This window comes from Paenarthrobacter sp. R1 (assembly GCF_030264015.1).
Classification (GTDB): Bacteria; Actinomycetota; Actinomycetes; order Actinomycetales; family Micrococcaceae; genus Arthrobacter; species Arthrobacter ureafaciens.
The window spans coordinates 3,554,077-3,578,046 of sequence record NZ_CP127115.1; the positions used below are offsets into that span (position 1 = coordinate 3,554,077).

A 23,970-nucleotide genomic window follows, 5' to 3' on the forward strand; every position below is an offset into this window, starting at 1 on the left:
CCAGATTGCAGGAAGTCGATGCGGAAATGCAAGCTTTTAGATGAAACCCGGAAGCGCAAGGATGATTTGGTATGCCAATCAGCCGAAGACTACCGTACCGTCCTCCTCGATCCTCCAGCCGGGGTTGTAGCCGATTTCCCACACGATGCCGTTCGGATCCTGGACGTGCCCGTGGAAGATGCCGCCGAATGCCCCTGCCTGCGCGGGCTTCAGCACGGTGCCGCCGGCCGCGACGAGCTCCTCGATGGTGGCGACCACTTCTTCCTGGCTTCCGACGTTGTGTGAAAGGGTCACCCCGCTGACACCGGTGGTTGTTGTGCCTGAGGCGAGGTCCTGGTCGAATTTCCCGGCGTCGAAGAGGCCCAGTACCTGGCCGGGTGCGACCTGGAAGAAAATGATCTCACCGGGCACGTCCATGAGCGGATCCCAACCGAGCCCGTCCTTGTAAAAGGCGCGGGCTCGATCCAGATCCGGCGTGGCAAACGTGATGAAGTGCAGTCGCTGGTCCATGCGGGCAATGCTAGTCCGCAGGTCCCGCTGCGGAGGCTAGCTGAGGTGCTGGCGGGTGCCGTTGATGTCCGCCGCGGGAGCGGCGAAGAGCGCCGCAATGTGTTCGGCCAGCTCGTTTACGTGCGTGTAGCCGGGGAACTTGCGGTGCGGGGCCGCTTCCTTCATGGCGTCATCCAACAGTGCCTTCACCACGAAGACGGTTGCCGCCGAGGTCTGTTCCTTGGGCTCGGTTTTGTGGCCGGACTGGGCTGCGTTGAAGCCGTCTGCAACTCCCAGGACCCATGCTTCCGAGGCTGCCTTGATGGCCGAGTACGCGGCGCCGCCTGCCGTGGGCTTGGCCGCGCTCGTGGCCGACACGATTGCCAGCCTGCCTCGCGGGGAAGCTTCCAGGTCGGCGTAGAAAGCGCGCGAGGTGTTGCGCAGCGTGGTCATGATGCTGGTGTGGAGGACGTCCCAGTCCTCATCTTTCTGGCCCGTGATGCCTTCGCCGCCACGCCAGCCGCCCACCAGGTGGATGAGTCCGTCCACGTGCCCAAGGTCGTTGCGGACCGAGGCCGCAAGCTTTTCCACTGCCTCGCGGTTGGCGAGATTGCAGGTGTAGGGCGTCACGCCGTCGAGGTCTTCCGCAAGCGCTTCAAGGCGGGCTGCATCGAGATCGACGGCGGCCACCCGCGCTCCCAGCGCGACGAGCGCCTTGACCACCGCTTGCCCTGCAGCGCTGGTGGAACCGGCCACGACTACGTTGAGCTGCGGGGCGGTTGCAGAGGTTGCCACGTCGTTGTGGCCGTTCGTGTTGGGCACGATGGTGTCCTTCCATGCGGGTGACGATGTTCTACGAAGCGTACCGAGCAATCAGTCAAACTAACGCTCTGACGTGCTGAGCATAAGAAGGACTCCTGCTTGGAAACGTGCTTGCCGCCCTGAGGCTGCGGGTTGTTGGGTGTTGAGAGCAGGTGGGAGGATGGCTCTGTGGAACCCCTTTTCAACTTCCTTGGCAATTATTGGTGGCTGGTTTTCGTCTTTGGCGGCATGGCCGGTGGATGGGCCAAGTCGATCTCCAAGGCCAACGAGCGCCGCCACCGTCGCAAGGTGGAGCTGTACAGGTTGAAGAACCAGCAGGTGGTTGCGGAGCAGGCAAGCCAAGCCGAGGTTGCAGTGCTCATGGCCGCTCACGACGCCGTGAACCACAAGTGGCTCGACTATGAACTGGACGTTGGAAAGCTCATCGACTATCCGCTGATGAGTGATGTGCGGGAGCCGCTGACCGTAGCTTTCCTGCGAGCCAAAAAAGAAGCCGACGGCCTGCGTCCAGCGGCGGCTGCGGACATCACGACGGCGGCAAGGCTCGCCGAATACCGGTCGGCGGTCCGCAGCTACGAGATCGCCTTCGAAATTGCCGAACACGAAGCCAAGCGCATCAAGGACGCCAACTTCACCGGCCCCGAACGCGATCGACTGGCCACTGCGCGGAAGCTGTTGAGGATCGCCGAGGACGTTGCCGCGACGCCCGCCGAACGTCAGACGGCCTACAAGCGTGCCCGTAAAGAGCTTGATGGCCTGATCGTACTGCCCGACGTTACCCTGGCTGCGCTCGAAGCAAAGGTGGCCGGGATGATCGACGCCAGGCGCGATCCGGAGGCGGACGCTCAGATGGCGTAGGGCCGCTCCGGCGGGCCTCCACGACCTTCTTTGGACAAAGAACGGCCACTCCGCAACTGCAGCCGGTTGCAAAGTGGCCGTTCGCCTGTGAAAGCGGGTCGTGGCGGTACGCCCGGCCCTAGCCTCGACCCATATTTGTCGACGGGTCCTCGCCGCCCTCGGACGGATCTGCCCTGAGCGCGTCCGGATCGCCGTCGGGGAGGCCTGCCGGTCCCGGGACGTCGCCTGCCGCCGTAGGAATGTCCCGGTCTCCTTCGCGGTCCTGATTGATGTCGCTGTCCGTGATTCCGGTGTCCTGCTCAACACCGCCATCGCCGGTGGCCGGCACCCGTGAGTCGGAAGAGCCCGCGCGGCCCGACGTTGCCTGGGCCTGCTCTTCCGGGGTGTCGGAATCCATGGCGTTGGATCCTTCGCTCAGCGAGGAGTGCACCTGGATGTCGTCTGCTTTCTGGTTCGGCTCCGGCACTTGGTCGCCCTTAACGGGATCCGACGTGCCGGCCAAGTCTTCCATCGCATTCTCGGCGGCCTTATTGATGCTCTCTTCGATGCCCATGAAATAACTCCTTTGCGCTGGTGGTCCTGCACTCGATGCGAACTGTAATAGTAAGCATACTTAGTTCTAATGCAATGCGACAGGTGGAAGGCGTCGTCCGATGCGGTCCGGGGAGGGTGCGAAGCCGCAGGTCAACCAGACCGTGGCGCACTTTGTACCGTTGATCGTTGGACGATAAGGTGTTCCCAGACCGTTTTGCAGAGGGCGGCTTTTTTCGCTCCTTTGCTGTAGGCCAGGGACGCTTTCAGTCAGTAGGAAATACGTCACATGGTCAACCCCCACCCCGAGCAGGAAGCTCTCCAGAATGGATACTTTCTGGATCTTGTCCTCGGTAGTGAAGGTTTCGAGGCGTTCCTAACGGACTTGGCAATTTTCTCGGCAGAGAGTCTCTCCCACCCCGACTCGCCGGTTTTTTGCGGCATCACCGTCCTGCGAAAAAAGCGCGCCGCCACAGTTGCCACCAGCCACGATCGCGCCCGGGTGATGGATGACCTCCAGAACGACTTCGATAGTCCATGCCGCACTGCCATGGATCAGATGGGTTCAGTCCTGGTGCCGGATCTCGCGCGTGAATACCGCTGGCCGGAGTATGTGGCTGCTGCATCAAGCCAAGGTGTGCGCTGCATCCTGAGTGTTCCGCTCCTCGTTGAGGGAGATACACGGGCAGCGCTCAACCTTTACTCGGAGCGCGCCAATGACTTCACCGAAGCCGACGTCGAACGGGCCGAGGTCTTCGCGTCCCACGCATCCAAGTCACTTCGGCTGGCCCTGAAGATCGCCCAGCTGAGCGACGCCCGCAACGACCTCGCTGCGGCGATGCAGTCGCGCACCGTGATCGATCTTGCCGTGGGCGCCATCATGGCCCAGAACCACTGCAGCCAGGAGGAGGCCTTCACCATTCTGCGGACGGCCTCCAGCAACCGGAACATCAAGCTCCGCCATCTGGCCCAGTCGATCATTGCGGCAGTGTCCTCGGGCAAGGTCACGACGCACTTCGAGGAGTAATAGCTGTTTAAAGCAAGAGCGCGGCGGGTTTTTGTGCACCCGCCGCGCTTTTGGTTCCCGACTATTTAGTGAGGCTGCTCGTTCCCGAGCAGGTTGCGGTTGCCGCTGTGCCCGTGCCGCTGTTCTTCGAGACGCTGGTTCCGTCGACGAGGATTTCGCAGGTCACTGAAGACTCGGTAGCGAATTCTCCGGAGACGGTAAGGGAGGTTACTTCAAAGCCTTTAGCTGTGAGTTCTTTCGTCCAATCCGCCGTGATGTCTTCCGCGGATGAGCCTGAACCATTCCAGTAGTTCACCTGAGCCGGGCCGGTGGTAGTCACTACGTACTCGACCTTGTGTTCCTTGTTCAGGGACTCGCTCACACTGTTCGCTGCGGCTGCAAGAATCGCCGTAACGATGATGGCGATGACGATCGAGACGCCGCCCAGAATCAGGCCGGTAATGGAAGTGCCTTTCTTGGTGAACTTCCTGGTCATCCCAATGACGCCAAAGATGATGGCCAAGGGCCCAAGAATGAAGGCGAGGAAGCCAACAATCGGAATGATGGATAGAACCAGGGAAACTATCCCGAGAACCAGTGCGGTAGTTCCAAAGCCGTTGCCCTTGGCAGGCTGGTTGAAGCCGGGGACGGCCTGGTTGGGGGCAGCCGGCGGGGAATATCGTTCACTCATGTTTATCCTCTTGTTTTGTTGCGATGCGGGTTGCATCTGGCCAGGGTGCTAAATGTCAATAAATCGGGTTTCGATGCTGGACATGCATTGGGGCTGATAAGTCCCACCCTCCGGCGTTTCGTGACCCGGGGCAACCATGGACCAGACTGGGTACGTGACGAACAAGAACTCCCGCCCCGGTTTGGCCGTCGCGGCGCTCAGCATCGGTACAGCCCTCAACCCGCTGAACTCGTCCATGATTGCGGTGGCACTGGTGGTGCTGCGGGAGGACTTCTCGCTCGACGTCGCAACGGTCACGTGGGTGATCACGGCGTTCTACCTCGCCTCCGCAGCAGGCCAGCCGCTCATGGGCAGGCTGGCCGACCGTTTTGGCCCCCGCCGTTTGTTCACCTTCGGGATGGCGCTCGTCGCGGTCACCTGCGCGATCGCCCCGTTCCTTCCAAGCTTCGCGCTCGTCTGCGTGGCCCGGGCCTTGATGGCCGTGGGCACCGCGACCGCGTACCCCTGCGCGGTGGTCATGGTCACCGAACTCAGCCGTCTGGCCAACGAACCCACCACACGTCCGCTGGGGCGTATCCAAATGGCCAACACTTCCGCCGCCGCCGTAGGCCCCGTGGTGGGAGGGTTGCTGGTGAGCCTGTTCGACTGGCAGGCGCTCTTCGTCATCAACGTCCCACTGGCGCTGGCCGCCTTGCTGGTTGTCCAGCGCGCCGCGCCCGCCGACACCGGGCAGGAAACGGGATCGCTCGGCAAGCTCATCCGCGACTCGGACATCCCGGGCATACTCGCCTTCGTCGTCTCTTTGATGCTCGCCATGATGGCCCTGCTCAACGTCATGCCCGGGTTCCGCTGGCACCTGCTGGCAGCCGCCGTCGTCATCGCTGCGCTGTTCGCCTGGCGTGAGCTGCGCTTCAGCCCGCCGTTCCTGGACCTCCGGCTCCTGGGCGGGAACCGTCCGCTGCTGCTGATTTACCTCGTGTTTATTGTGTTTAGCGGGGTCTACTACTTTGCGTTCTTCGGCGTTCCGCAGTTGCTGCAGGAAGCAGGAAATTACGACGCCGGACTGGTGGGCCTGCTGATGCTCCCCCTTGCATCGTTGTCGGTTGTAGTGACGCCCTTTACCGTTCGGTTGATGGAACGGTTCGGCGTGAGGGCCGTACTCATCACAGGAGTCTGCGTCTTGACCATTGCTTCGGCGGCTCTGGGGCTGCTGACCCTGTCCCTGTGGCCGCCGCTGGTGCTGGTGGTCACCGCCGTCATGGGTGTGCCGTACGGTGCGGTGAGTACTGCTTCGAACCAAGCCCTTTACGTTTCTGCCCGCCCCGAGGAACGCGGTGTTGCTGCCGGCATCTTCCAGACCTGCCGGTACCTCGGCGCCATCACAGCCACCGTGTTGATTGGAGTTTTCTACGGGCCGGGCGTCAACCAGGCGAACTGGGGGCTCATGGTGTGGGTGATGCTCGCTCTGAGCCTGGTGGTCATTGTGCTCTCCGTGATGTGGAAGAAGCCGGCGGCCGGGACCAGCCATCTGTAGGTTCACCGTTTGAGGACTCCCGCGGTCATTTTCTGGTCCGGCGGGATCGGAGGATCCCAAGCACGGCGCCAAGCAGAATCAGAACACCGGCTGTGTAGATGAGGGCGGTTCCGGTGCCGCCGGTCAAAGGCAGCTGGAATCCACCGTTGCTGGGAACGTTCTTGACCTGCAGGTCCACCCCTACCGTGGTGGTGGAGGAATTGACCAGGAACTCGATGGGTTCGGCCAAGAGCTCGTAGCCTGCGGGCGCGGCGTTCTCCACCAAGTAGTAGGTCCGGAAACCAGGGCTTCCCGGCGCTACGGCGCCCCCGTCAGCCCAATCCGAATAGCGCAGTCCGGAGATGGTCAGGGTTCCGTCGGCGGCAACGGTGAACGTCGTTTGACCGTCGATGACCACCGGGTTTGTGCCGGCCTTGGCGTCTGCCTCGGAAGTGTAGACAGAGAACGAAGCACCCGACAGCGCTTCGCCGTATTCGTTGATCTTCTCCACGGTGATGGCGCCCCACTTCGTGACTACCGGAGGTGTGACTACCGGGCCGCCGGGTTGTCCGGGAGCAACGCTGACACTGGACGCGTTGGGGTAGAGCAGGGCTTCGTTCTCGATCTCGCCCACGGTGTTGACCACCACGGAAACTACCACCTGGACCCGGGTGGCCTGACGTACCGCCAGCACCTGACGGCCGCCTTCTGTGAAGATCACTGAGACAGTATTCGTGGCCGCATCGAAAACGACGTCGTAGTCGCTCGCATCCAACACTGTCCCGTCGACCAAGGTCACATCTGTTCCGACATAGGTGAGCTTGGCATCCAGATGGTCCACAATCCTGTAGCCGTCGATCACCGGTTCGTTGGGGATGTCACCGAGGATGGTGAAGTCGATTTGGTCCCCAAGCTTCACATCCGGGGCATCCGTGACGGCCTTTTCTGCAGTGGAGACTGAGTTCTTGGGGTAGACATCAACGTCATACAGCCAGTTGTTCTGGTTGTCCGGATCCGTGGTGGGGATGGTTACCAGGAACGGCGCGGCCGGTGTGACTCCCGCCGGGACGTTCGTCTCGGTAACCAGGTACAAACCAAGGGGGAGGTTGGGGAAAACGGCCGTTCCGTCCGTGGCGGTTAACTGTGAGACGGCTGTGCCCAGCGAGTAGCCTGCTCCCGAAATTGAGCCAGTAGCGTTGAGTGGATCGAAGACGTGGCTCAGGTTGTTGGCGGCCTCCCATCCCGCGTTGGTGGATAAGTCCAGGGCGTTGACCTGCTGGATGGTGAACTCGACCCCTGCCAAGGGAGTAAAGCCCGACGTGTCCGGAACCGCGAACGTGGTGAAGCCGTTGCCATCGCCGCGGTGGTTGTTGCCGCCGCCGCCCGTTTTCACGGGCTTTTCAAACTTGTGCACCGTAATTGAGCCCGTTTGGTCACCGTCGACCACCGGGGCAGCTGCGGCGGGGCCGACTGTGGAACACAGCGCCAATGCTGCACCGGCCAACGACGCGGCGGCTGCTCGCCATAACCGCCGGGGGTATGAAGTTTTCACTGCATGCTCGTTTCTCTCAGTGTGATGGTGCTCAATGCTGGTGCCGGCGGTGTCCATAGGGTTGCGGGAAACGACGACGGGATTTGAGGAGCGATCCAGTTAATCCGGCAGGACCCGGATGGTGGTTTCGGGTGACTTCTCTATGATTCGTCGCGGGATGTTGCCTTGAAAGGACAACCAGAGGATGCGGCCATCGGAGGTGACGGTGTCCACCTTGCCGCGGTCCATGAATTCGCCGTGTTCATAGACCTCGACGTTGCGTCCCCGCACCCCGGTCCAGTCGGTGGCTACAATCCAGCCAGCATCTGCTTGCACGGCGTCCCCGGGGTCCTTGGTTTGGTTCATGAGTCATCCCTCTTGTGCGCACGGGTCTTTCAACCGCGAATACTTTTCAGACTCAGTGGCACAACGGGACGGGATGTGACGCGAAAAGCGGTCAGAATTTAAGAATCATCAATTGCTGCGTCGCCCTGGTCATGGCAACGTAGCGGTCCACGGCTCCTTCGATCCCTTCACCGAATGAGTCCGGATCAACCAGGACCACCAGATCGAACTCAAGGCCCTTCACCAGTTCCGGCGCCAGCACCCGGATGCGCGGCGACGCTGGTAGCGAACCCGTTCCGGCGTCGTACTTGGCGATCACGCAAGCCGCCCCCTCAGGGTGCGCTTCAAGCCAGTCGGTGAGCACGGTTCCCAACTCGCTGATGCAGCCGTGCGCCACCGGCAGGCCGCCGGTCCGGATGGACGTGGGCACGTTGGCGTCGGGGAGGGCGGCGCGGATGACGGGCTCGGCCTCGGCCATGACTTCCTCGGGCGTGCGGTAATTGGTGCTGAGGCTGGTCAGATTGATGGTGCCCAATCCCACCCGCTCCAGCCGTTCCTCCCAGGATTCAGCGAAGCCGTGGCGGGCCTGCGTGCGGTCGCCGACCACCGTGAAACTGCGCGACGGGCAGCGCCGAAGGAGCATTTGCCACTCAGCGTCGGTGAGTTCCTGGGCTTCGTCCACCACCACGTGCGCGAAGGGTCCGGCCAGTGCATCGGGGTCGGAGATGGGCAGGTCATCGTCGGCCAGCTTCTCCTGCATGTCCTCGCCGCGCAGCATGGACATGACCTGAAGCTCGGAGTCGTCGGCGGCGATGAGATCCTCCACCACGCGGTCCATGAGTTCCTTTTCGGCAGCTGCTTCCGCGTTTCGACGCCGCTGGCGCTGGGCCGCACGCGGGTCGCCAAGGCGTTGACGGGCGGCATCCAGGAGCGGAAGATCGGCTACGGTCCAGGCGTTTGGTTCCTTTCGTTGCAAGGTGGCCACTTCTTTCGGAGTGAGCCACGGCGCGCTCAGCCGAAGGTACGCCGGAACGCGCCACAGGTCGGCGACCAGTTCGGCATAGTCCAGCAGCGGCCAAGCCCTGTTGAACGCGTCCGTCAGCTCGGTGTTTTGGGCGAATGCCCTTCTGAGGAGGTCCTCGGGGATCTCGTCGGTATCGAACTTGTCCAGCAGAATAGTGACGAGCTCCTCCCACACGTCCTCGCGCGCCTCGTTATGCGGTGTGCCCGGCGACGGTGCGTTGAACGCCTCAGCCCAGTCGTCCGCACTGAGCCACACGTCCGCCCACGGCGTCTCAACCTCAAGGCCGTCCGTGGGCGGTTCTTCGTAGAACCGGACGGCTTTTTCAACGGTCCGGACCATGTCTGCCGTAGTTTTCAGGCGTACGACGGCGGCACTCGGCTCGGGTGCCGCGGCGGCTCCTTCGGGAACCAGGTCCCTGATGGTGCACGTTTGCACGCCCTCCTCGCCGAGGCTGGGAAGGACGTCGGCCACGTAGTTGAGGTAGGGCCGATGCGGACCGACGAAGAGTACGCCGCCACGCCTGTGCCCGAGCCTGGGATCGGAGTAGAGCAGGTACGCTGCCCGGTGCAAGGCGACCACTGTCTTGCCGGTACCCGGGCCGCCGTCGACCACCAAAGCACCGCGGGACGATGCCCTGATGATGGCGTCCTGGTCCGCTTGGATGGTGCCGAGGACGTCGCGCATTTTCGAGGAGCGGCTGCTGCCCAGGCTGGCGATGAAGGCGGAGAGATCCTCCAAGGCCGGGTTCTCTTCGCTGTCGCTGGTGAAGGACTCGTCCCAGTAGTCGGTGATCCGGGCACGCGTCCAGCGGTACCGACGGCGGCTGGCCAGGCCCATGGGGTTCGCGTGGGTTGCGCCGAAGAAGGGTTCGGCGGCGGGGGAGCGCCAGTCAATGAGGAGCCGTTGGCCGTCGCTGTCCGTGAGGCCGAGGCGGCCGATGTAGAGGGGTTCCTTGTCTTCTGCGGTGACGACGCGACCCAGGCAGAGGTCCAGGCCGTACGCTTTCAGTGCTTTGAGCCTGCCCGTGAGGCGACGCGTTTCGATGTCCTTCTCGACTGCCTCCTGGCCGAAGCGACTGGAGGATTTCTTGATGGCTTCCAGTTGCACGGACAGGTCCGTGATGGTCTGTTCCAGGCTCGCGGCGATGGCTGCGAAGTGCTGCTCATCGCCGGCGATAAGGGAGGGAGTGGCTTTGGGGGATAGGTGCTCAGGCAGGTTGAAGGCACTGGTTGCGAGAGGCATGGGAGCTCCTTGGTCCGGATTCAGCTCCCCATTGTGCGGCAGGCCCCGGCCCTTGCGGCAAGGCCCCCTGTGCCGTATAGATTGAAAGTGAGGAGAGGCGTTCTCCTCTTTTTTGTGGGGCTTTTGGGGTGGCCGTTCTCCGTGTTCGGGACGCGCCCGGCTGCCCGTTTAGAGGACTAGCTGCGTGTTAGACGGTAGGAAGCGTCTAACACGCAGCGAGGCATCGAATCGGAGCTCGGACTCAGCTACCGCCGCAGGAATTCCTCGTGCTGGCGATGCGCTTCTGCAACCTGCTCCCGGATCTTGTCCACGTCCTTTGCCTTGTTCCGGTACTTCAACGGCATCTGCGCGATCTGCATCTCTTCCGCCGTCAGGGCGCGGTAGATGCGTTCGCGTTCGGCGGCGTCGGCGGTGTAGTCGAGGTCCATGTAGTCGATGGCGTGGCGGCGGGCATTGTTGATGGCGGTCTGTGCTTTGCCGGCCGGGCTGAGCAGGGACAGGACCACGGTCACGATGAGCGTTCCACAGATTACGCTGAGCGACAGGCCGGTGGAGATCTCGACGACGTTTACGTGCTCGCCGTCGTTGATGAACGGGAGGTTGTTCTCGTGGAGAGCGTGGAGGATCAGCTTCACGCCGATGAACGCAAGGATCGCGGCCAGTCCGTAGGAAAGGTAGATGAGGCGATCCAGGAGGCCATCAATCAGGAAGTACAGCTGCCGCAGACCCATCAGCGAGAAGGCTGTGGCCGTGAACACGATGAACACGTTCTGCGTCAGGCCGAAGATCGCCGGAATGGAGTCGAGCGCGAAGAGGATGTCCGTACCGCCGATAGCCACCATCACCAGGAGTATCGGGGTTAGCGCACGCTTGCCGTTCACCACCGTGAAGAGCTTGTCGCCGTCGTACTTATCCGTGGTGTGGAAGAGCTTTTTGGCGAGCCGAATCATGAAGTTGTTCGCCTGATCGTCGCCGTGGGAGTCGGGCTTGAGGAGGTTGCCGGCGGTCAGCAGGAGGATCAGGCCGAACAGGTAGAACACCCACGCGAACGAGTTGATCAGAGCCGCGCCCAGGAAGATGAAGCCGGTCCGGGCGATCAGTGAGAACACGATGCCGAACAGCAACACCTTCTGCTGGTCCTCACGCGGAACCCGGAAGCTCGCCATGATGATCAGGAAGACGAAGAGGTTATCCACGGAGAGGGCCTTCTCCGTGATGTAGCCGGCGAAGTACTCCGACCCCATCTGCGCTCCGCCGAACACGAGGACCAGGATGCCGAACAGCACAGCCAGGCCCACGTAAATGGACGACCAGACCGCCGCCTCTTTCAGCGTGGGGACGTGGGCCTTGCGGATATGGAAGAAGTAGTCGAACGCCAAGAGCGCCAGAATGACAACGATGGTGATGCCCCAGATCAGGGGAGAGACAGTCATTGGATCCTGCTTTCGTGAGGCGGGGCGTGGAACTCAGCGAGGGTCGTGTAACTTCTTCCTCCAACTTACCGGGTTGGGTCCCGTGTTACGGCGTCGCGTGTGGGGAGTGGCGTACGACGGCGGGTGGTTGGGTTTGGTGGGTGGCTTTGCCGGATTCGTCGAATGGTAAAGGCCATAATGGGGCGATGACCGTACCTTTCGTGGGGGCCACCTCGTCCAACAGAGTCCGTGCAGCCATATTCGTTGATTTCGACAACGTCTATATCGGGCTCAAATCACTTGATCCTTCTGCCGCGGAACGGTTTGCCACTGATCCCGGCCAGTGGTTGGACGCGATTACACAGGCGGACGAAGCGGGTGGGAAACACGTGCGATTCCTCATTCGCAATTGCTACCTCAACCCGACCGTTTACGCGAAGTACCGGACCTATTGGACCCGCGCAGGTTTCAGGGTCATCGACTGTCCTTCCCTCACCCAACAAGGAAAGAGCAGTACGGACATCAATCTGGTTCTGGATGCAGTAGATGTTCTGGCTGGCGTTGCGCATGTGGAGGAATTCTTTATCGCCTCGGATGACGCAGATTTCACGTCGCTCGTTCAGCGGTTCCGGGCTGCTGATCGCCGAACGACCGTGATAGTCGCTGGACCAGTTGCTGCTGCATACAGACAGATGGCGGACACGGTTATCCAGTCGCACGACTTCCTTGCGCTACTGAGTGGGGTGGCGAGCACGGCTCCTGCGGTGGAGCCAGCTCGCCCACGGGCCCGGGACACTGCAAAGCCCGCGCCCAAGGCCTCGTTAGCTTCAAGTGCAGCAACTGCGGTACGCGAGATGGTCAAGGCCGCTGAGGGGCCGATCAAATCCGCGGTAGTTGCTCAGCGCGCATTGTCTGTGGATCCGTCGCTAAGCAGCGACTGGGGTGGCCAAGGCAAATTCGGTACTTGGATAACCCGCATCGACGACGGCATACAGTTTGCGCCTATTCCCTCACCGGGGTGGGTTTGGGATGCAAAACGGTTCTCGCAGGGAGATCTCCCTACGGTGGAAGATCCAGACGCTTCATTCCAAAATCAGATTGCACGGGTCACGGATATCCCGGCTTTGTCGACGGTGCAGTACAGGCAGATTCTGCTCACTCTGGCCGAGAAACTGGCTGAGACCACCAATCGGAATGAGCTCGCAAAATTGGTCCGGGACGAGTGCTTGGCTTCGGAAGTTCCTGTGGCCCGTTCTTCAGTGAACTACGTCATTCAGGGATTGTTCTACGCCAAGGTCACGCTCGCCGCTGGCTTGTCCTCGGCCGAGCTTGCCCGGGCGTGGGTGGGGCACGTGGAAGGTATGTGCCGGGTGGCCGGGCTCCAATTAGACAAAGGCGAAGCGGCAAAGCTCCGCGCCTGGACCGGGGGAGGGCTAGCCGGACACCCGGAGAAGGGCTGAGGTCTGACAAGTTGGCCTTGACCAGTTGGCCGATCCGCGCGAAGCAGACCGGACCACCGTTGCCCTCGAGGGTAAATATGTCGAAATTTCCGAAATGACAGCGTCGGGGGGACGAGGTCTCCGTTTGAACGCTCGTCTTCTTGAACGGGAGCTCTGCCTGCGTCATGAACTGTGCAATCGTGCCACTGCGTAAGTAAACCACTACCCGGACCGGCACCGGGATCCCTAAGGCAAGGCGTGAATGCTCATGAACGCGTGGCAATGGGCCCCAGTTGTTCTAGCCGCAATTTCGGCTGTGTTCGTGATGGCATCTATCCTCTGGAGCATCTTCGACGTGAGGAAAGGCGACCGCTTGGACCAGACGACGACGCTGTGGCTGCTCCTGTTGTTGGCTGTCCCCTTATTTGGTGTTGTGGCTTGGCTCTACGCGAGACCGCGGCTGGGTCCGCACGCTGATAGCCTCCACTGCAAGAAGCTGCCCTAGCGCAACCCGACCAGTAATAGTCGCAGCGTGCGCCTTATGTGGTGGGTCAGAGCGACCAACGCGGTGACCGCTCTGACCCAATCGAGCCGTTTACTTGGTTACGTGAACGACAACTGACTTGGTTGTGGCCTGTTCAGTTCCGGGGTTGTCAATGCCAGTGACAGTCCAGTTGCTGAGGAGCAGAACCGTCTTGCCGGTGTCGGAGTTGAATATGACCTTCTTAAAGCCGAGCGCTTCCAACTCTTCTTCGAGCGCTTGGGCATTCATACCCACAACATTCGCGGGTATGACCGCGGTCGTCGCTGCGGGGGTTGCTACGACGGCAGGTGTGACAACCGGCGCAGGCGCGGCTGATGCTGTCACGGTTGCAGTGGCTGTGACGGTCGCAGTTGCGGTTTCCGTGACGGTAGGAGCCGCGGCTGGTGTCCCTGCGCAACCTGCTAATGCCAAACATGACACGGCCACCACAAATACGGATTTCTTCAAGATTCCCCATTTCATTTACGACGAAGTTCTCTAAACTCTGTCGCCCCATTTAGTTCGCGCGAATCACGAACGTAAAGAAGTGTAAGGCTCAATCAAATACGTATAGGTTTGTGACACTTTGGTGGCGGGGCACCCGCACGGACCCTGGCGGTAACTTTCTCTTCGACGCGTCCTCCGCGTGCCAGAACTGACGTAACTCCGTTGTGGGAGAGATTGGTGGATGTCACACCAAGCAAATATCCTGGCGCAGTGAATACGTTTGATGGGGGATCGGAGCAGACAACGCTCCCAGAGGGGCTTTACGAACTCCTGCAAACTGAGAGTCTCGAAACCAGGTTGTCACTCGTGCCGGACCTCAGTCCGAAAGTCGACGCAGTCGACCAGGACGACGCACCGGAGGTGCTTTCTCGGCACGTCGCCGAAGTCGTAAAGAAGGCACTCACAGCTGCAAAGCCAGAAGAACGCGTAGCCCTCGCGAACAGGCTCATGTCACACCTCGACCACGACGACCAGATCACGCCTGGCCCGCAACAACTGCTCTCGCTGCACCGGCCGGACGCACTGAAGCGACGTCAGCTCAGACGGCCCACCACTAGACTCAGCGATTCGGCACTTCTCACCAACGGCAAGGACGACCCCAACCTTGCAGCTGAACTTCGCACGGAGATCGAATCGGCAAATACCGTCGACTTGCTTTGCGCCTTTGTGCGATGGACAGGTCTGAGGCTTCTTGAGCCTGCCCTTGAGCAGTTGAACGAGCGTGGTGTGAAGTTCAGGGTCATTACCACCACGTACATGGGAGCCACAGAACGCCGCGCGATCGATGAACTGGTCAGGCGTTATGGCGCCGAAGTGAAGATCAGCTACGAAACCCAAGCCACCCGACTTCATGCCAAGGCGTGGCTCTTCAGGCGGCGCACTGGCTTTGATACTGCCTATGTAGGTAGCTCGAACCTCAGTCAGGCGGCGTTGCTTGATGGCCTGGAGTGGAACGTACGACTAAGTTCGATTGCAACGCCGGAGTTGCTCAAGAAGTTTGAGGTCACGTTCGACAGCTATTGGGAGCAAAAGGCCTTTCAGACTTACGATCCGGATCGAGACGGCGACAGGCTGGATGCCGCACTGGAACGCAACGGTGGGAGGCGAACGGCGGCCCCGGACACTGTCACTGGACTCGAGGTCGTGCCATTCCTTCACCAAGAAGAAATGCTTGAAGACCTGGAAGCAGAGAGGTCAAAAGGGTTTAACCGTAATCTCCTTGTGGCAGCAACAGGGACTGGGAAGACGGTAATAGCCGCCCTGGATTACAAGCGGCTCTGTGAAGCGGCCGGAAGGCCATTGTCTCTGTTGTTCGTTGCTCATCGGCAAGAGATCCTGAAGCAGTCCCTGCGTACTTACCGCAATGTTCTGCAGGACGGAGCCTTTGGTGAGCTCTATGTGGGCGATCACAAGCCACAAGACTGGAAGCACCTTTTCGCCTCGGTTCAGTCGCTCGCTTCCTTGGGAGTGAGCAACTTCGAGGTCGAGCAGTTTGACGTCGTAGTCATCGATGAGTTCCACCACGCCCTTGCGCCGACCTATCGCCAACTGCTTGATTACCTGCAGCCTCAGCAGTTGCTCGGTCTCACGGCTACCCCGGAGCGCGGCGATGGCGGAAACGTCGCTAAAGAGTTCTTCGAGGGAAGAACAGCCAGTGCGCTTCGGCTGTGGGACGCACTGGATGCCGATCTTCTCGTGCCGTTCCACTACTTCGGCGTTTCCGATGATGTGGATCTCAGCCGTTTGGAGTGGAAACGCGGCAACTACGATACCGCTCAGCTTGACCGCCTATACACAGGTAACGATGCTCGGGCAGCGAAGGTCATCCGAGAACTTCGTGACAAGGTCGTCGGCACTGAACACATGCGGGCGCTTGGCTTTTGCGTCTCGGTCCAGCACGCCCACTATATGGCCCGGGTTTTCAACGACGCCGGCATCACCTCGGTCGCCGTCGACGGCGGAACCGACGAGGCCGCACGCGCAGACGCCCTTGCCCGGCTGCGTAATCGAGAAGTAAATTGCATCTTCGCGGTCGACATTTTCAACGAGGGACTGGACATCCCCGAGGTCGACACCATCCTCATGTTGAGGCCGACCCAGAGCGCCACGATTTTCCTACAGCAGTTGGGCCGAGGCTTGCGCCGCGCGGACGACAAGGCTGTCCTCACGGTCCTGGACTTCATCGGCCAACAGCGTCGCGAGTTCCGTTTCGATCTTCGCTACAGAGCGCTCACTGGCTATGGGCGAAAACAACTTGAAAAGGCTGTCGAGGAAGAATTCCCGTACCTTCCTTCAGGCTCGCAAATTGTGTTGGATCGTGTGGCTCAGAAAGTGGTGCTGGACAACATCAAGGCCCAGCTTCGCTTTAATCGGAACCAGTTGATCAACGACGTGGCGTCTTACGGCGAAACCGTACTGGCCTCGTACCTGCGGGAGTCTGGCAACGACGTGAAGACGATATATCGCTCGACCCGTGACTCCTGGACCGACTACCTGCGCCAAGCTCAACTGATTGACGGGTTTTCTCCCCTTGAGTCAGTGCTCAAAGGCATCCATCACGATCGATCAAGTGCTGAGGAAAAGAAACTCCTTGGGCGGATGGCCGCACTTATCCACGTTGACGATCCGGGGCGGGCGGAGGCCTACTCCATGCTCGTCTCTGCAGACGCGCCCCGCTACGCTGAGCTGGGCACTCGAGAGCAGTCGTTCGCAAGAATGCTCTTCTACACGCTTTGGGACGACGGCGGCGGTTTCAAGACGTACGACGACGGCCTGGACCACCTCCGTGCCTATGGATTTGTGTGCAGTGAGATCAAGCAAATTGTGAGCTTGGGAGTCGCGGCCTCAAAGCACGCTGCCAAGGGCCTCGGTGCAGGGCTCCAGCACATTCCGCTGTTGACACACGCAACCTATCGACGTGAAGAAGTTCTCGCGGCCCTGCAGTTTGGCTCGCTGGAACTGGGGAAGAACGTTCAGCACCGTGAGGGGGTTGCCTGGTGCCCTGCGACAGCAACGGATGCCTTCTTCGTTACCCTGAATAAGGACGATCGGAAGCACTCAGCGACGACGATGTACAAGGACTACGCCATTAGTCCCGAGCTGTTTCACTGGGAGTCGCAGAATGCAACATCATCTACAAGTCCAACGGGCAAGCGCTACCTGGACCGGCGAGCACATGGGTCACACATCGTCCTCTTCACCCGTGATACTGCGGAAGACGAGAGTGGCCTGACAGTTCCTTACACATGCCTGGGACAGATGGACTACCTGCAGCACTCTGGAGAAAAGCCTATTGGTATCACGTGGAAACTTCATCGGCCGATGCCTGTCGACGTTTACACGAAGGCAGCAGCCGTGGCCCGGTAGCCGACTGAGTTGCATCTCAACCCGTGATGTCGGTGCTTTCTTTCTCGACGGCGAGAACTACCTACCGTGAGGCTCCCCACCACGGCGGTCTTATGGCCACATCGGCATGCCCAGCAGTGGGATGCCGATGAAGGACAGGTCGAGTTTGTATTCGGTGGCGCACAGTATTGACCTGATGTTTTTTTGGGCCAGGTTAGCCGTGCTGGCGCTGAGGGCAGCAGCCGTCTTCCGGTGTTGGAGGCTGCTCTTCTGTGTCGATGCCCGCGGCTGCGATGTCGCGTCAATGACTTTCCGCATGGGTTGTTTGAAGCTGGATTTGACTGTTGCGAGGCGCTGGGGGAAGGGGCGTCGCTGGACGTGATGTCGCCGTCGTCGATGATGGCCGAACGGTCGTAGGTGCATGCCGCGGCGGCCGAGTTCGCGGAGGTGGAGGTCGTGGCCGCGGTATATTCGGGATGCTTCGGCGCAGGTGGAGACGGCGAACTGGACTTCGCGACCGGAATCGTGGGCGGGCGGGAAGAACCATAGGATTCCTCCCGGTTACTCAGACCCACGTTGGATGGGGTGACAGCGGAAGCTACTGTCGGCGTCGTTCCTCTCCGGTGACCATTGCCTCGTGAGGGTTCGTGTGGAAGCCTCGACATGATCCTGTCGCTGGGCTGACGACGGGCAGCAGGGAAGGAACCCGACATGGGACTGATCCATATTGACCTGTTCACCACGCTCGACGGCGTCGCGCAGGCGCCCGGCGGCCCTGAGGAAGATCCCGAGGGCGGTTTCGAGTTTGGTGGCTGGCAGGCGCCTCTGTTCGACGATGTGGTTGGCGAGCAGGTCGAAACGGGGATGGTGGGGATGGACGCGCTACTGCTCGGACGCCGGACCTACGACATCTTCGCTTCGTACTGGCCGCATCAGGACAATGGAATCGCGCAGTTATTCAACCGCATTCCGAAGTACGTGGCCTCGCGTCAGTCGCTGAACCTTGAGTGGGACGGCTCGTCTCAGATCGGTCCTGACGTGGTGGCTTCACTGCGCGAGCTCCGCAACAAGCACGAGAACATCCACGTGATCGGCAGTCTTGATTTTGTGCAGACCCTGTTCGCCGAGCGGCTGTTCGACCGGCTGAATCTGTGGGTGTACCCGATCCTTCTGGGCCGTGGGAAGAAGGTGTTCGCCGGCGGGGTGGGCCCGACGAGCCTTCAACTTATCGAACCGGTTGTTGCCTCGCCGAAGGGTGCGGTGATGCAGCGCTATGCCTTGGTTGACGGGACGCCTGGGGTGGGGGATATGACCGAAATCGGTTAAGGCTCCGTCCGCGCGCTGTGCCCAAGACCGCTCGACAATCAATCGAAGGCGGATGTCGTGGCCTCCGTCGGTCCCGTAGGCGGGTTGCTTACTCACCCACCACCACCCCGGACCTATGCTGTTCCCATGCTGAACGTCGGAGTCGTATCAGGGAACGAGTTCTCGCCCCTGGTCGTGGAGCGGCTAACTGATCATGGTGCGGTCATCCATGCACGTTCAGCGCCGGAGCTGGGCCAGGAACGGGACAGCCGGATTCTGGTGAGCTGCGCGGATAGATCTCTTCCGACCTCCAAATTCGACCTCGTACTTTCGGTAGCAGACGGCTCTGAACATTGCTGCCCGCGGCACAGCCCGGATGTGGTTCTCACGGAGACGGACCCGGCTCTCCTGCGCAACGCGGTGGACCAGCTGTGGGAGAACCGTCTCCTTCCCTTTAGCCGCAACAAGGCAGCTCCCAGGCCGAAGCATCGGAAAGGGCCGGCAGCGATGTGTCCGCCGGATCCGGCTTGGCCGGCCACCGCGGCGCGGGCTGCCGAGAGGATCTTGCGTACCAGCCCTTTGATTGTTCGGGTGGACCACATCGGCTCCACGTCGATCCCGGGGCTCCCGGCAAAGAACGTCATTGACCTGCAAGTCGGCGTCGCGAACGTCAGCGACCTGGATCAGGTGTCCGCTCATCTGGACGCTGCAGGATACCGGGCTGTACCGGGCACGTGGTGGGACGCGCCAACCAGCTACCAACCTGAACCCGAGCAGTGGGCCAAGCACCTTCACGTAAACTCCGACCCGGCTCAGCACGTCAACATCCATGTGCGGGTCGTAGGGTCGGCTGGGTGGTTCTTCACGCTCAGCTTTCGCGACTGGATGCGGGCGGACGCAGGTCATGTCCGCCGTTACGCGGCAGAGAAACAACGGATTGCCAGCAAGTACGCGAATGATGTCAACGCCCTGAACTACGCGGCAGAAAAGAAGTTGTGGTTCCGCGATTACGTCGAGCCGCAACTATATGCATGGGTGGATTCAAACGGCTGGCGACCGGAGAAGCGGGAAGAGCCTCATTTCATGGAGTGTTCCAAAGCCGAAGTAAATCCGAACACAGTCACGGCACCGGAGTTCTCACCCGCTGCCACAAGATTGCCTTCCTGACCGCAGATAATTGCCGCCGTGGGTTGGGAAGGAAGCTGAAGCTTCTGAACAAGCTCTCCTGTAGCAAGAGCCCTCAGCGCAACAAGACCACTGACATTCACCGATAAACAATGCTCGCCGTCGGCGAGGAACGCGACGGCTACGATCTTTCCCGATTCCGACGGGGCGATGACCAGCCGGGAGGTTCTGGCCTCCAGATCCCAGAGGCAGATGCTGCCGTCCCAGCCGCCAGTGAGGGCTGAGGCGCCGTCCGGGGATAAAGCGAGCGTGGACAGCGGCCCAGTGTGCCCTTCCAAGCAACCCAGCAGGGATCCGTCGGCCAGATTCCATACGCGGGGCTTGTCGTCGTGTCCGATCGTAACCAGCCGGCCTTCTTTAGCGAGGGCGGCGTCAGTCACTGGTCCCGGATGCGCTTCCAGGACGTTCGTGCAGGCGCCCGTCTCAAGGTTCCAGATCCGTGCGGTGCCATCCCAGCTGGTTGACACCGCTTGGGCCCCATCCTTAGTGACCCGGATGCTGGCAATCCGTTTGGTGTGGCCTACCAATTCCAACACGCGCGTGCCCTCTTCCAGGTCCCAGACGAGCATCGAGCCGTCCTGCGCGCCGGTGATGACCCGGGTGGAAGGTTCGCTGGCCGCAACAGCCGTGACCCCGGCTTTGTGGCCCGTGAGCCTGTTCAGCAGCCCGCCGCCGGTGAGGTCCCACAGTCTTCCCGAACGGTCTTCGCTCCCGGTAGCCAGCACTCCGGCTCCCGGGGCTAGTGCCAGCGCTGTGATCGGCCCGCCGCCGTCGTCCAGTACCAGACGCCGATCTCCTGACCCGGACTCCCACACCATCACGGTTGCGTCCCGGCTCGCAGACATCAGCTCCTCCTTCTCACTGTGGTACGTCAGCGAGGTTACGGCTTCCTGATGCCCGTGGGGCGCTGGTGCGGTGATGGCGGCGGCCAAGTCCCACACCCGTGCAGAGCCATCATCGCCCGCTGTGACGGCTAGGTCACCCAACTCGGAAATAGCAATGCTCTTCACCGGGCCGGGATGACCCTTCCACGATTTGATCATCTGCGCCGAAGCGATATCCCAAATGGCAATGGTTCCGTCCCGCCTGGCCGAAGCAATACTTCCGTTTCGGCCGAAAGGAACGACGTCGGTCACCCACTGGCCATGGTCCTGCAGTACCGCTGTGGCTTGGCCGGTAGAAAGATTCCACACGCGGATGGTGCCGTCCTGTCCTGCCGTTGCTGCCTCGTCCCGCTCGGGAACGAAGACGGCGGCGGTCAACTCTGACTCGTGGCCGGAAAGTTCGTGCAGAACCTCCAGGTTTTCAAGATCCCACAACCTCGCCGTGGAATCTTTGCTGATGGTCAGTGCCCGCTTGGAATCACTCGAAAACAAGCCCCTTGACACTCCGGCCCTGTGACCTTCGAGGCGGAAGAGTAGCTTTCCGTCGCCCAGGTTCCACAAACACGCTGTGCTGTCCCAGCTGGTGGTCAAGGCCTTTTGCCCGTCCGGACTGATGGCCACCGAGGTCAGCCAATTTTCGTGACCATTCAGGAAATGGCCCCGTTTCCCGGAGGCAAGGTCCCAAACATAGGCTCCGTCCCTGCTGGTGGTGACGGCGAAAGTTTTGTTCGGTGCAATGGCGACGTCGGTGACTTCTTCGGTATGTCCCTCCAGAACGAACAGGAGATTTCCGCTTTCAACGTCCCAAACCTTCGCCGACTCTTCCTGGCCGTTGGCCGTCACGGCAATGTCGCCGTCGGGCGTTATGGCACCGGCGGAAATGGGACTGTCTGAATCTTGCAGAGTCTGTATGAGGGAACCTGTGTGGATGTCCCAGAGCTTGGCCGATCCGTCCAGGCTGAGCGTGAATACCCGCGAACCCCCGCCGGTTATCGTAGCCCGCTCCACCACGGAGGTGTGGCCGGACAACGTTCGCAGAAGGGCGTCACTGCTGGTGTTGGTAGTCCACGCGGGGTAAATTCCGTTCGGAACGATCAGGGCGAGGTACGTTCGCGCGGACTCATAGAGTTCGCGGTCGTTCATCACCAGGGCCTGCAAGGCGAGCTGTCCGGCCGCGTACGCCTCGGAGGTTCCTGCAGCGCCATCGGCTTCTGCGCGGAAATTGTGGGCCTCGTGCTCAAGGACCATGCGGCTCCTATGCAGCGACTTCCCATCCTCGTGGCTCAGCTGCGCCTCGGACTGCACGCGGCGAAGCGTGCCGATGACCCGGTCCACACCAAGAGTGCCAATTGCTTTCGCCAGATAGTGCGCGTCTTGGTAGAGAGCGGCAAGCTCATTCGGCCGCACCTCGGCGGTGTGAACGGGGAGGTGTGTCAGCGCGTACCCGCTAGCGTTGCGGGACCAGTTACGGCTGTATTCCAGCAGCCGCTCCTGAACTGACTGAAGGACGTCGGCTGTGAACTTTGTGGACAGATGCTGCCCGAACCGCGGATGCGCCAACGTGTAGCCAACGGCATCGTTTCCCATGATCAGCCGGCGGATTTTGGGGAGAATGTTGCGGTCAAAGTGGTCGCGGAGCATTCCTGTGGGATCAGCGAAAGCCTCCGGAACAAGCGCTTCAAGGTCACTTCGCGCAAGGGGCCCGTGGGCAGCAGCCAACGTGGCGAAGAGCAACAGCGCCGGACGCTCTCCGGCCACATCCAGGAGCTCCTGCCACCAAACGTCCAAGTACGCCGCCAACCCCTCGGGCTGCTGCTCGAGATCTGCCACGTCAAACTCCTTTTCCAGAGCTTCCTTGGCCAGGAGGCCGATGTACAGGGGGTCGGCATGTGTTGCTGCCCCGTTGGTGGTTGCATCCAGAGGGCCGATAGCAGCCGCCCTCATGACGGCGGCCAGAGCTCCCGGCCTTTGGATCAGCGCTGCAGTGTGCGGGCCGGTGGCCGAGAAAAGTTCGACGACGGACTTCTCACCGAAGCCGTCGAGCCGCAATTCCTTGACGTCCGGTCCTTGCAAGCGGTACTTGCTCCGCCATTCCTGCCCCGTGTCACGGATGGAAACTATGACGTGAAGGTGCTTGGGAGATGCGCCTGCCACGTAATTGGCAATCGACCAGCCTTGGATCTCGTCGATGCCATCCAATATGAGCACATCGGGAGTTCCATTGCTACGGGTTGCTTCGCTCAGGCGCTGGTGCAGCATGGACTGAAGAGACAACCGGTCCAAATGCGGGTAATCATCAGCTAATGGGTCAGGGGATAACTGCTGCAGGACGTTCCTGAGGAAAAATACCTCGTCCAACCAGTACGGGTCATATCTGCTCGTAAAGAAGTGGAAAGCGGCGCGGGCGCCCATTTGCTGGGCAAACTCAGCCAGTAGTGAAGTCTTTCCAAATCCGGGACGGCCGGTGACGGCCAACACGCCGCCCGGCCCGTCTGCAAAAGCGGATAGAGCCGCAATCTCCTGTCGTCGCCCGACGAATCCGTCACTTCGCCTGCTCCTGAACAGCGGGGTAAAGGCCCTGCTGAGATCAGGCTTGGCCTCCTTGCGGGGGAGGAGCTTAAGGTCCTCGGGTCCGTTCAAGCCAAGATGGCGCCAGAAGACCTCCCTGGTGGCCTCGGGCAGAGTATCAATTGCTTCGATGGGAGTTAAAGCGAGACTTCCTGGCCCCTCACTGGGATTGTGATGGCGGACCACTCCGATGAGGTCATTCGTGGCGGACAAAACCGCAGAACCGGACATTCCGGCCCACTGGGACGTTTCCAGGTCTCCTGGTGCAATGGGTGGCCAATCCCTGGGCGTGTTCTCCACTTTCAAGGCCAAATATCCGGGAACCAAGCCCTGGCCGGGGACGGCACGGAGTCCCTCCGCCGTGGGGATGCTCCCGTAAGCATGAACAGCGATGCGACCTCCGCTGACAGCTTTGAAACGAGGGAAACCCACGGCCGTGCAATCGTGGAGGACCTCCAGATTCTGCCGTTCGACCCGTCCGAACGTCAGGAAAGGCAGGTCAGGGGCGCCGTCTAAGGACAACAAGGCTATGTCCACGGTGGCCGATCCGGAACGCACCAAGACACTGGCGGGGTACGTACCCTCCAGCCCCAGAACTTCATGACCAGAGCCCTTGGCGACGTGGTCAGCGGTGAGTACTACGGAACCACCAACCATGAGCCCGGACCCTACCCGTGGCTGACCGTGGAATTGGTACGTAATGTTGACTACACGTCCGGTCTCAAGGAGAGCCATTGAGGTACCCCGCTT

19 protein-coding genes are annotated in these 23,970 nt (G+C 61.0%); 8 read left to right on the plus strand and 11 right to left on the minus strand.

Annotated features, from left to right (window positions below):
* Positions 1 to 78 precede the first annotated feature (78 nt).
* Together QN084_RS17205 and QN084_RS17210 are read right to left on the minus strand one after the other, a co-directional pair.
* A complete protein-coding gene (locus tag QN084_RS17205) occupies positions 79 to 510 on the minus strand; it encodes a VOC family protein (RefSeq protein WP_069694865.1) in 432 nt (143 codons plus the stop codon).
* Positions 511 to 546: 36 nt separating this feature from the next.
* Positions 547 to 1,311 carry an SDR family oxidoreductase gene (locus QN084_RS17210; RefSeq protein WP_069694864.1) on the minus strand — a complete coding sequence of 255 codons (765 nt, stop codon included), beginning with the start codon at positions 1,309 to 1,311 and terminating at the stop codon, positions 547 to 549.
* A 168-nt stretch (positions 1,312 to 1,479) separates the two neighbouring features.
* Between QN084_RS17210 and QN084_RS17215 the strand changes: the two genes are divergently transcribed.
* Positions 1,480 to 2,169 (plus strand): hypothetical protein, encoded by a 690-nt coding sequence (locus QN084_RS17215; protein ID WP_062095537.1) that lies wholly within the window; start codon positions 1,480 to 1,482, stop codon positions 2,167 to 2,169.
* A 118-nt stretch (positions 2,170 to 2,287) separates the two neighbouring features.
* Here the strand turns inward: QN084_RS17215 and QN084_RS17220 are convergent, their stop codons facing one another.
* Positions 2,288 to 2,722: a hypothetical protein gene (locus QN084_RS17220; protein WP_069694863.1), complete on the minus strand. Its 435-nt coding sequence runs from the start codon at positions 2,720 to 2,722 to the stop codon at positions 2,288 to 2,290.
* A gap of 267 nt (positions 2,723 to 2,989) precedes the next feature.
* Here QN084_RS17220 and QN084_RS17225 point away from each other — a divergent pair, with 267 nt between their 5' ends.
* Complete coding sequence (locus QN084_RS17225) at positions 2,990 to 3,727, plus strand: ANTAR domain-containing response regulator (protein WP_069694862.1); 738 nt, start codon at positions 2,990 to 2,992, stop codon at positions 3,725 to 3,727.
* 61 nt (positions 3,728 to 3,788) lie between these two features.
* Here QN084_RS17225 and QN084_RS17230 read toward each other — a convergent pair whose 3' ends face one another.
* Positions 3,789 to 4,397, minus strand: a complete 609-nt coding sequence (locus tag QN084_RS17230) for a DUF4190 domain-containing protein (protein WP_069694861.1) — start codon at positions 4,395 to 4,397, stop codon at positions 3,789 to 3,791.
* 136 nt (positions 4,398 to 4,533) lie between these two features.
* Between QN084_RS17230 and QN084_RS17235 the strand changes: the two genes are divergently transcribed.
* A complete protein-coding gene (locus QN084_RS17235; RefSeq protein WP_069694860.1) occupies positions 4,534 to 5,931 on the plus strand; it encodes an MFS transporter in 1,398 nt (465 codons plus the stop codon).
* Positions 5,932 to 5,956: 25 nt separating this feature from the next.
* On the opposite strand, the gene QN084_RS17240 is transcribed toward QN084_RS17235, so the two are convergent.
* From QN084_RS17240 to QN084_RS17255, 4 genes are all read right to left on the minus strand, one after another.
* Positions 5,957 to 7,462, minus strand: coding sequence for a SpaH/EbpB family LPXTG-anchored major pilin (locus QN084_RS17240; protein WP_259362882.1), 1,506 nt, complete (start codon positions 7,460 to 7,462; stop codon positions 5,957 to 5,959).
* Between the two features lie 99 nt (positions 7,463 to 7,561).
* Positions 7,562 to 7,807, minus strand: a complete 246-nt coding sequence (locus tag QN084_RS17245; protein WP_062095549.1) for a hypothetical protein — start codon at positions 7,805 to 7,807, stop codon at positions 7,562 to 7,564.
* Between the two features lie 91 nt (positions 7,808 to 7,898).
* Positions 7,899 to 10,052: an RNA polymerase recycling motor ATPase HelR gene (helR, locus tag QN084_RS17250; RefSeq protein ID WP_069694858.1), complete on the minus strand. Its 2,154-nt coding sequence runs from the start codon at positions 10,050 to 10,052 to the stop codon at positions 7,899 to 7,901.
* A gap of 245 nt (positions 10,053 to 10,297) precedes the next feature.
* Entirely contained in the window at positions 10,298 to 11,485 is a 1,188-nt protein-coding gene (locus tag QN084_RS17255) for a TerC family protein (RefSeq protein WP_069694857.1), read from the minus strand.
* 185 nt (positions 11,486 to 11,670) lie between these two features.
* On the opposite strand from QN084_RS17255, the gene QN084_RS17260 reads away from it, so the two are divergent.
* Both QN084_RS17260 and QN084_RS24085 read left to right on the plus strand, forming a co-directional pair.
* Entirely contained in the window at positions 11,671 to 12,924 is a 1,254-nt protein-coding gene (locus QN084_RS17260; RefSeq protein WP_069694856.1) for an NYN domain-containing protein, read from the plus strand.
* A 304-nt stretch (positions 12,925 to 13,228) separates the two neighbouring features.
* Positions 13,229 to 13,408: a PLDc N-terminal domain-containing protein gene (locus QN084_RS24085; protein ID WP_182264053.1), complete on the plus strand. Its 180-nt coding sequence runs from the start codon at positions 13,229 to 13,231 to the stop codon at positions 13,406 to 13,408.
* Positions 13,409 to 13,498: 90 nt separating this feature from the next.
* On the opposite strand, the gene QN084_RS17265 is transcribed toward QN084_RS24085, so the two are convergent.
* Complete coding sequence (locus tag QN084_RS17265; RefSeq protein ID WP_083261988.1) at positions 13,499 to 13,771, minus strand: hypothetical protein; 273 nt, start codon at positions 13,769 to 13,771, stop codon at positions 13,499 to 13,501.
* Positions 13,772 to 14,143: 372 nt separating this feature from the next.
* Between QN084_RS17265 and QN084_RS17270 the strand changes: the two genes are divergently transcribed.
* Positions 14,144 to 17,299 carry a DEAD/DEAH box helicase gene (locus tag QN084_RS17270; RefSeq protein ID WP_069694853.1) on the plus strand — a complete coding sequence of 1,052 codons (3,156 nt, stop codon included), beginning with the start codon at positions 14,144 to 14,146 and terminating at the stop codon, positions 17,297 to 17,299.
* 90 nt (positions 17,300 to 17,389) lie between these two features.
* Here QN084_RS17270 and QN084_RS17275 read toward each other — a convergent pair whose 3' ends face one another.
* Positions 17,390 to 17,596, minus strand: a complete 207-nt coding sequence (locus QN084_RS17275) for a hypothetical protein (RefSeq protein ID WP_069694852.1) — start codon at positions 17,594 to 17,596, stop codon at positions 17,390 to 17,392.
* Between the two features lie 393 nt (positions 17,597 to 17,989).
* Between QN084_RS17275 and QN084_RS17280 the strand changes: the two genes are divergently transcribed.
* A complete protein-coding gene (locus QN084_RS17280; protein ID WP_069694851.1) occupies positions 17,990 to 18,604 on the plus strand; it encodes a dihydrofolate reductase family protein in 615 nt (204 codons plus the stop codon).
* Between the two features lie 126 nt (positions 18,605 to 18,730).
* Entirely contained in the window at positions 18,731 to 19,750 is a 1,020-nt protein-coding gene (locus tag QN084_RS17285) for a GrpB family protein (RefSeq protein ID WP_083261987.1), read from the plus strand.
* Here the strand turns inward: QN084_RS17285 and QN084_RS17290 are convergent.
* The gene (locus QN084_RS17290) at positions 19,660 to 23,955 is read right to left on the minus strand and encodes a trypsin-like peptidase domain-containing protein (RefSeq protein WP_083261986.1); all 4,296 of its coding nucleotides are present in this window, start codon (positions 23,953 to 23,955) and stop codon (positions 19,660 to 19,662) included. The two genes, QN084_RS17285 and QN084_RS17290, sit on opposite strands and share 91 nt — an antisense overlap.
* Between the last annotated feature and the right edge of the window lie 15 nt (positions 23,956 to 23,970).

What these genes read in the sequence shown, in the direction of transcription:
- QN084_RS17280 (WP_069694851.1), top strand. Translation starts at nt 17,990, where the DNA reads ATGGGACTGATCCATATTGACCTGTTCACCACGCTCGACGGCGTCGCG.
- QN084_RS17290 (WP_083261986.1), bottom strand. Translation starts at nt 23,955, where the DNA reads ATGGCTCTCCTTGAGACCGGACGTGTAGTCAACATTACGTACCAATTC.
- QN084_RS17255 (WP_069694857.1), bottom strand. Translation starts at nt 11,485, where the DNA reads ATGACTGTCTCTCCCCTGATCTGGGGCATCACCATCGTTGTCATTCTG.
- QN084_RS17235 (WP_069694860.1), top strand. Translation starts at nt 4,534, where the DNA reads ATGGACCAGACTGGGTACGTGACGAACAAGAACTCCCGCCCCGGTTTG.
- QN084_RS17205 (WP_069694865.1), bottom strand. Translation starts at nt 510, where the DNA reads ATGGACCAGCGACTGCACTTCATCACGTTTGCCACGCCGGATCTGGAT.
- QN084_RS17225 (WP_069694862.1), top strand. Translation starts at nt 2,990, where the DNA reads ATGGTCAACCCCCACCCCGAGCAGGAAGCTCTCCAGAATGGATACTTT.
- QN084_RS17220 (WP_069694863.1), bottom strand. Translation starts at nt 2,722, where the DNA reads ATGGGCATCGAAGAGAGCATCAATAAGGCCGCCGAGAATGCGATGGAA.
- QN084_RS17245 (WP_062095549.1), bottom strand. Translation starts at nt 7,807, where the DNA reads ATGAACCAAACCAAGGACCCCGGGGACGCCGTGCAAGCAGATGCTGGC.
- QN084_RS17230 (WP_069694861.1), bottom strand. Translation starts at nt 4,397, where the DNA reads ATGAGTGAACGATATTCCCCGCCGGCTGCCCCCAACCAGGCCGTCCCC.
- helR (WP_069694858.1), bottom strand. Translation starts at nt 10,052, where the DNA reads ATGCCTCTCGCAACCAGTGCCTTCAACCTGCCTGAGCACCTATCCCCC.
- QN084_RS17260 (WP_069694856.1), top strand. Translation starts at nt 11,671, where the DNA reads ATGACCGTACCTTTCGTGGGGGCCACCTCGTCCAACAGAGTCCGTGCA.
- QN084_RS17285 (WP_083261987.1), top strand. Translation starts at nt 18,731, where the DNA reads ATGCTGAACGTCGGAGTCGTATCAGGGAACGAGTTCTCGCCCCTGGTC.
- QN084_RS24085 (WP_182264053.1), top strand. Translation starts at nt 13,229, where the DNA reads ATGGCATCTATCCTCTGGAGCATCTTCGACGTGAGGAAAGGCGACCGC.
- QN084_RS17275 (WP_069694852.1), bottom strand. Translation starts at nt 17,596, where the DNA reads ATGCGGAAAGTCATTGACGCGACATCGCAGCCGCGGGCATCGACACAG.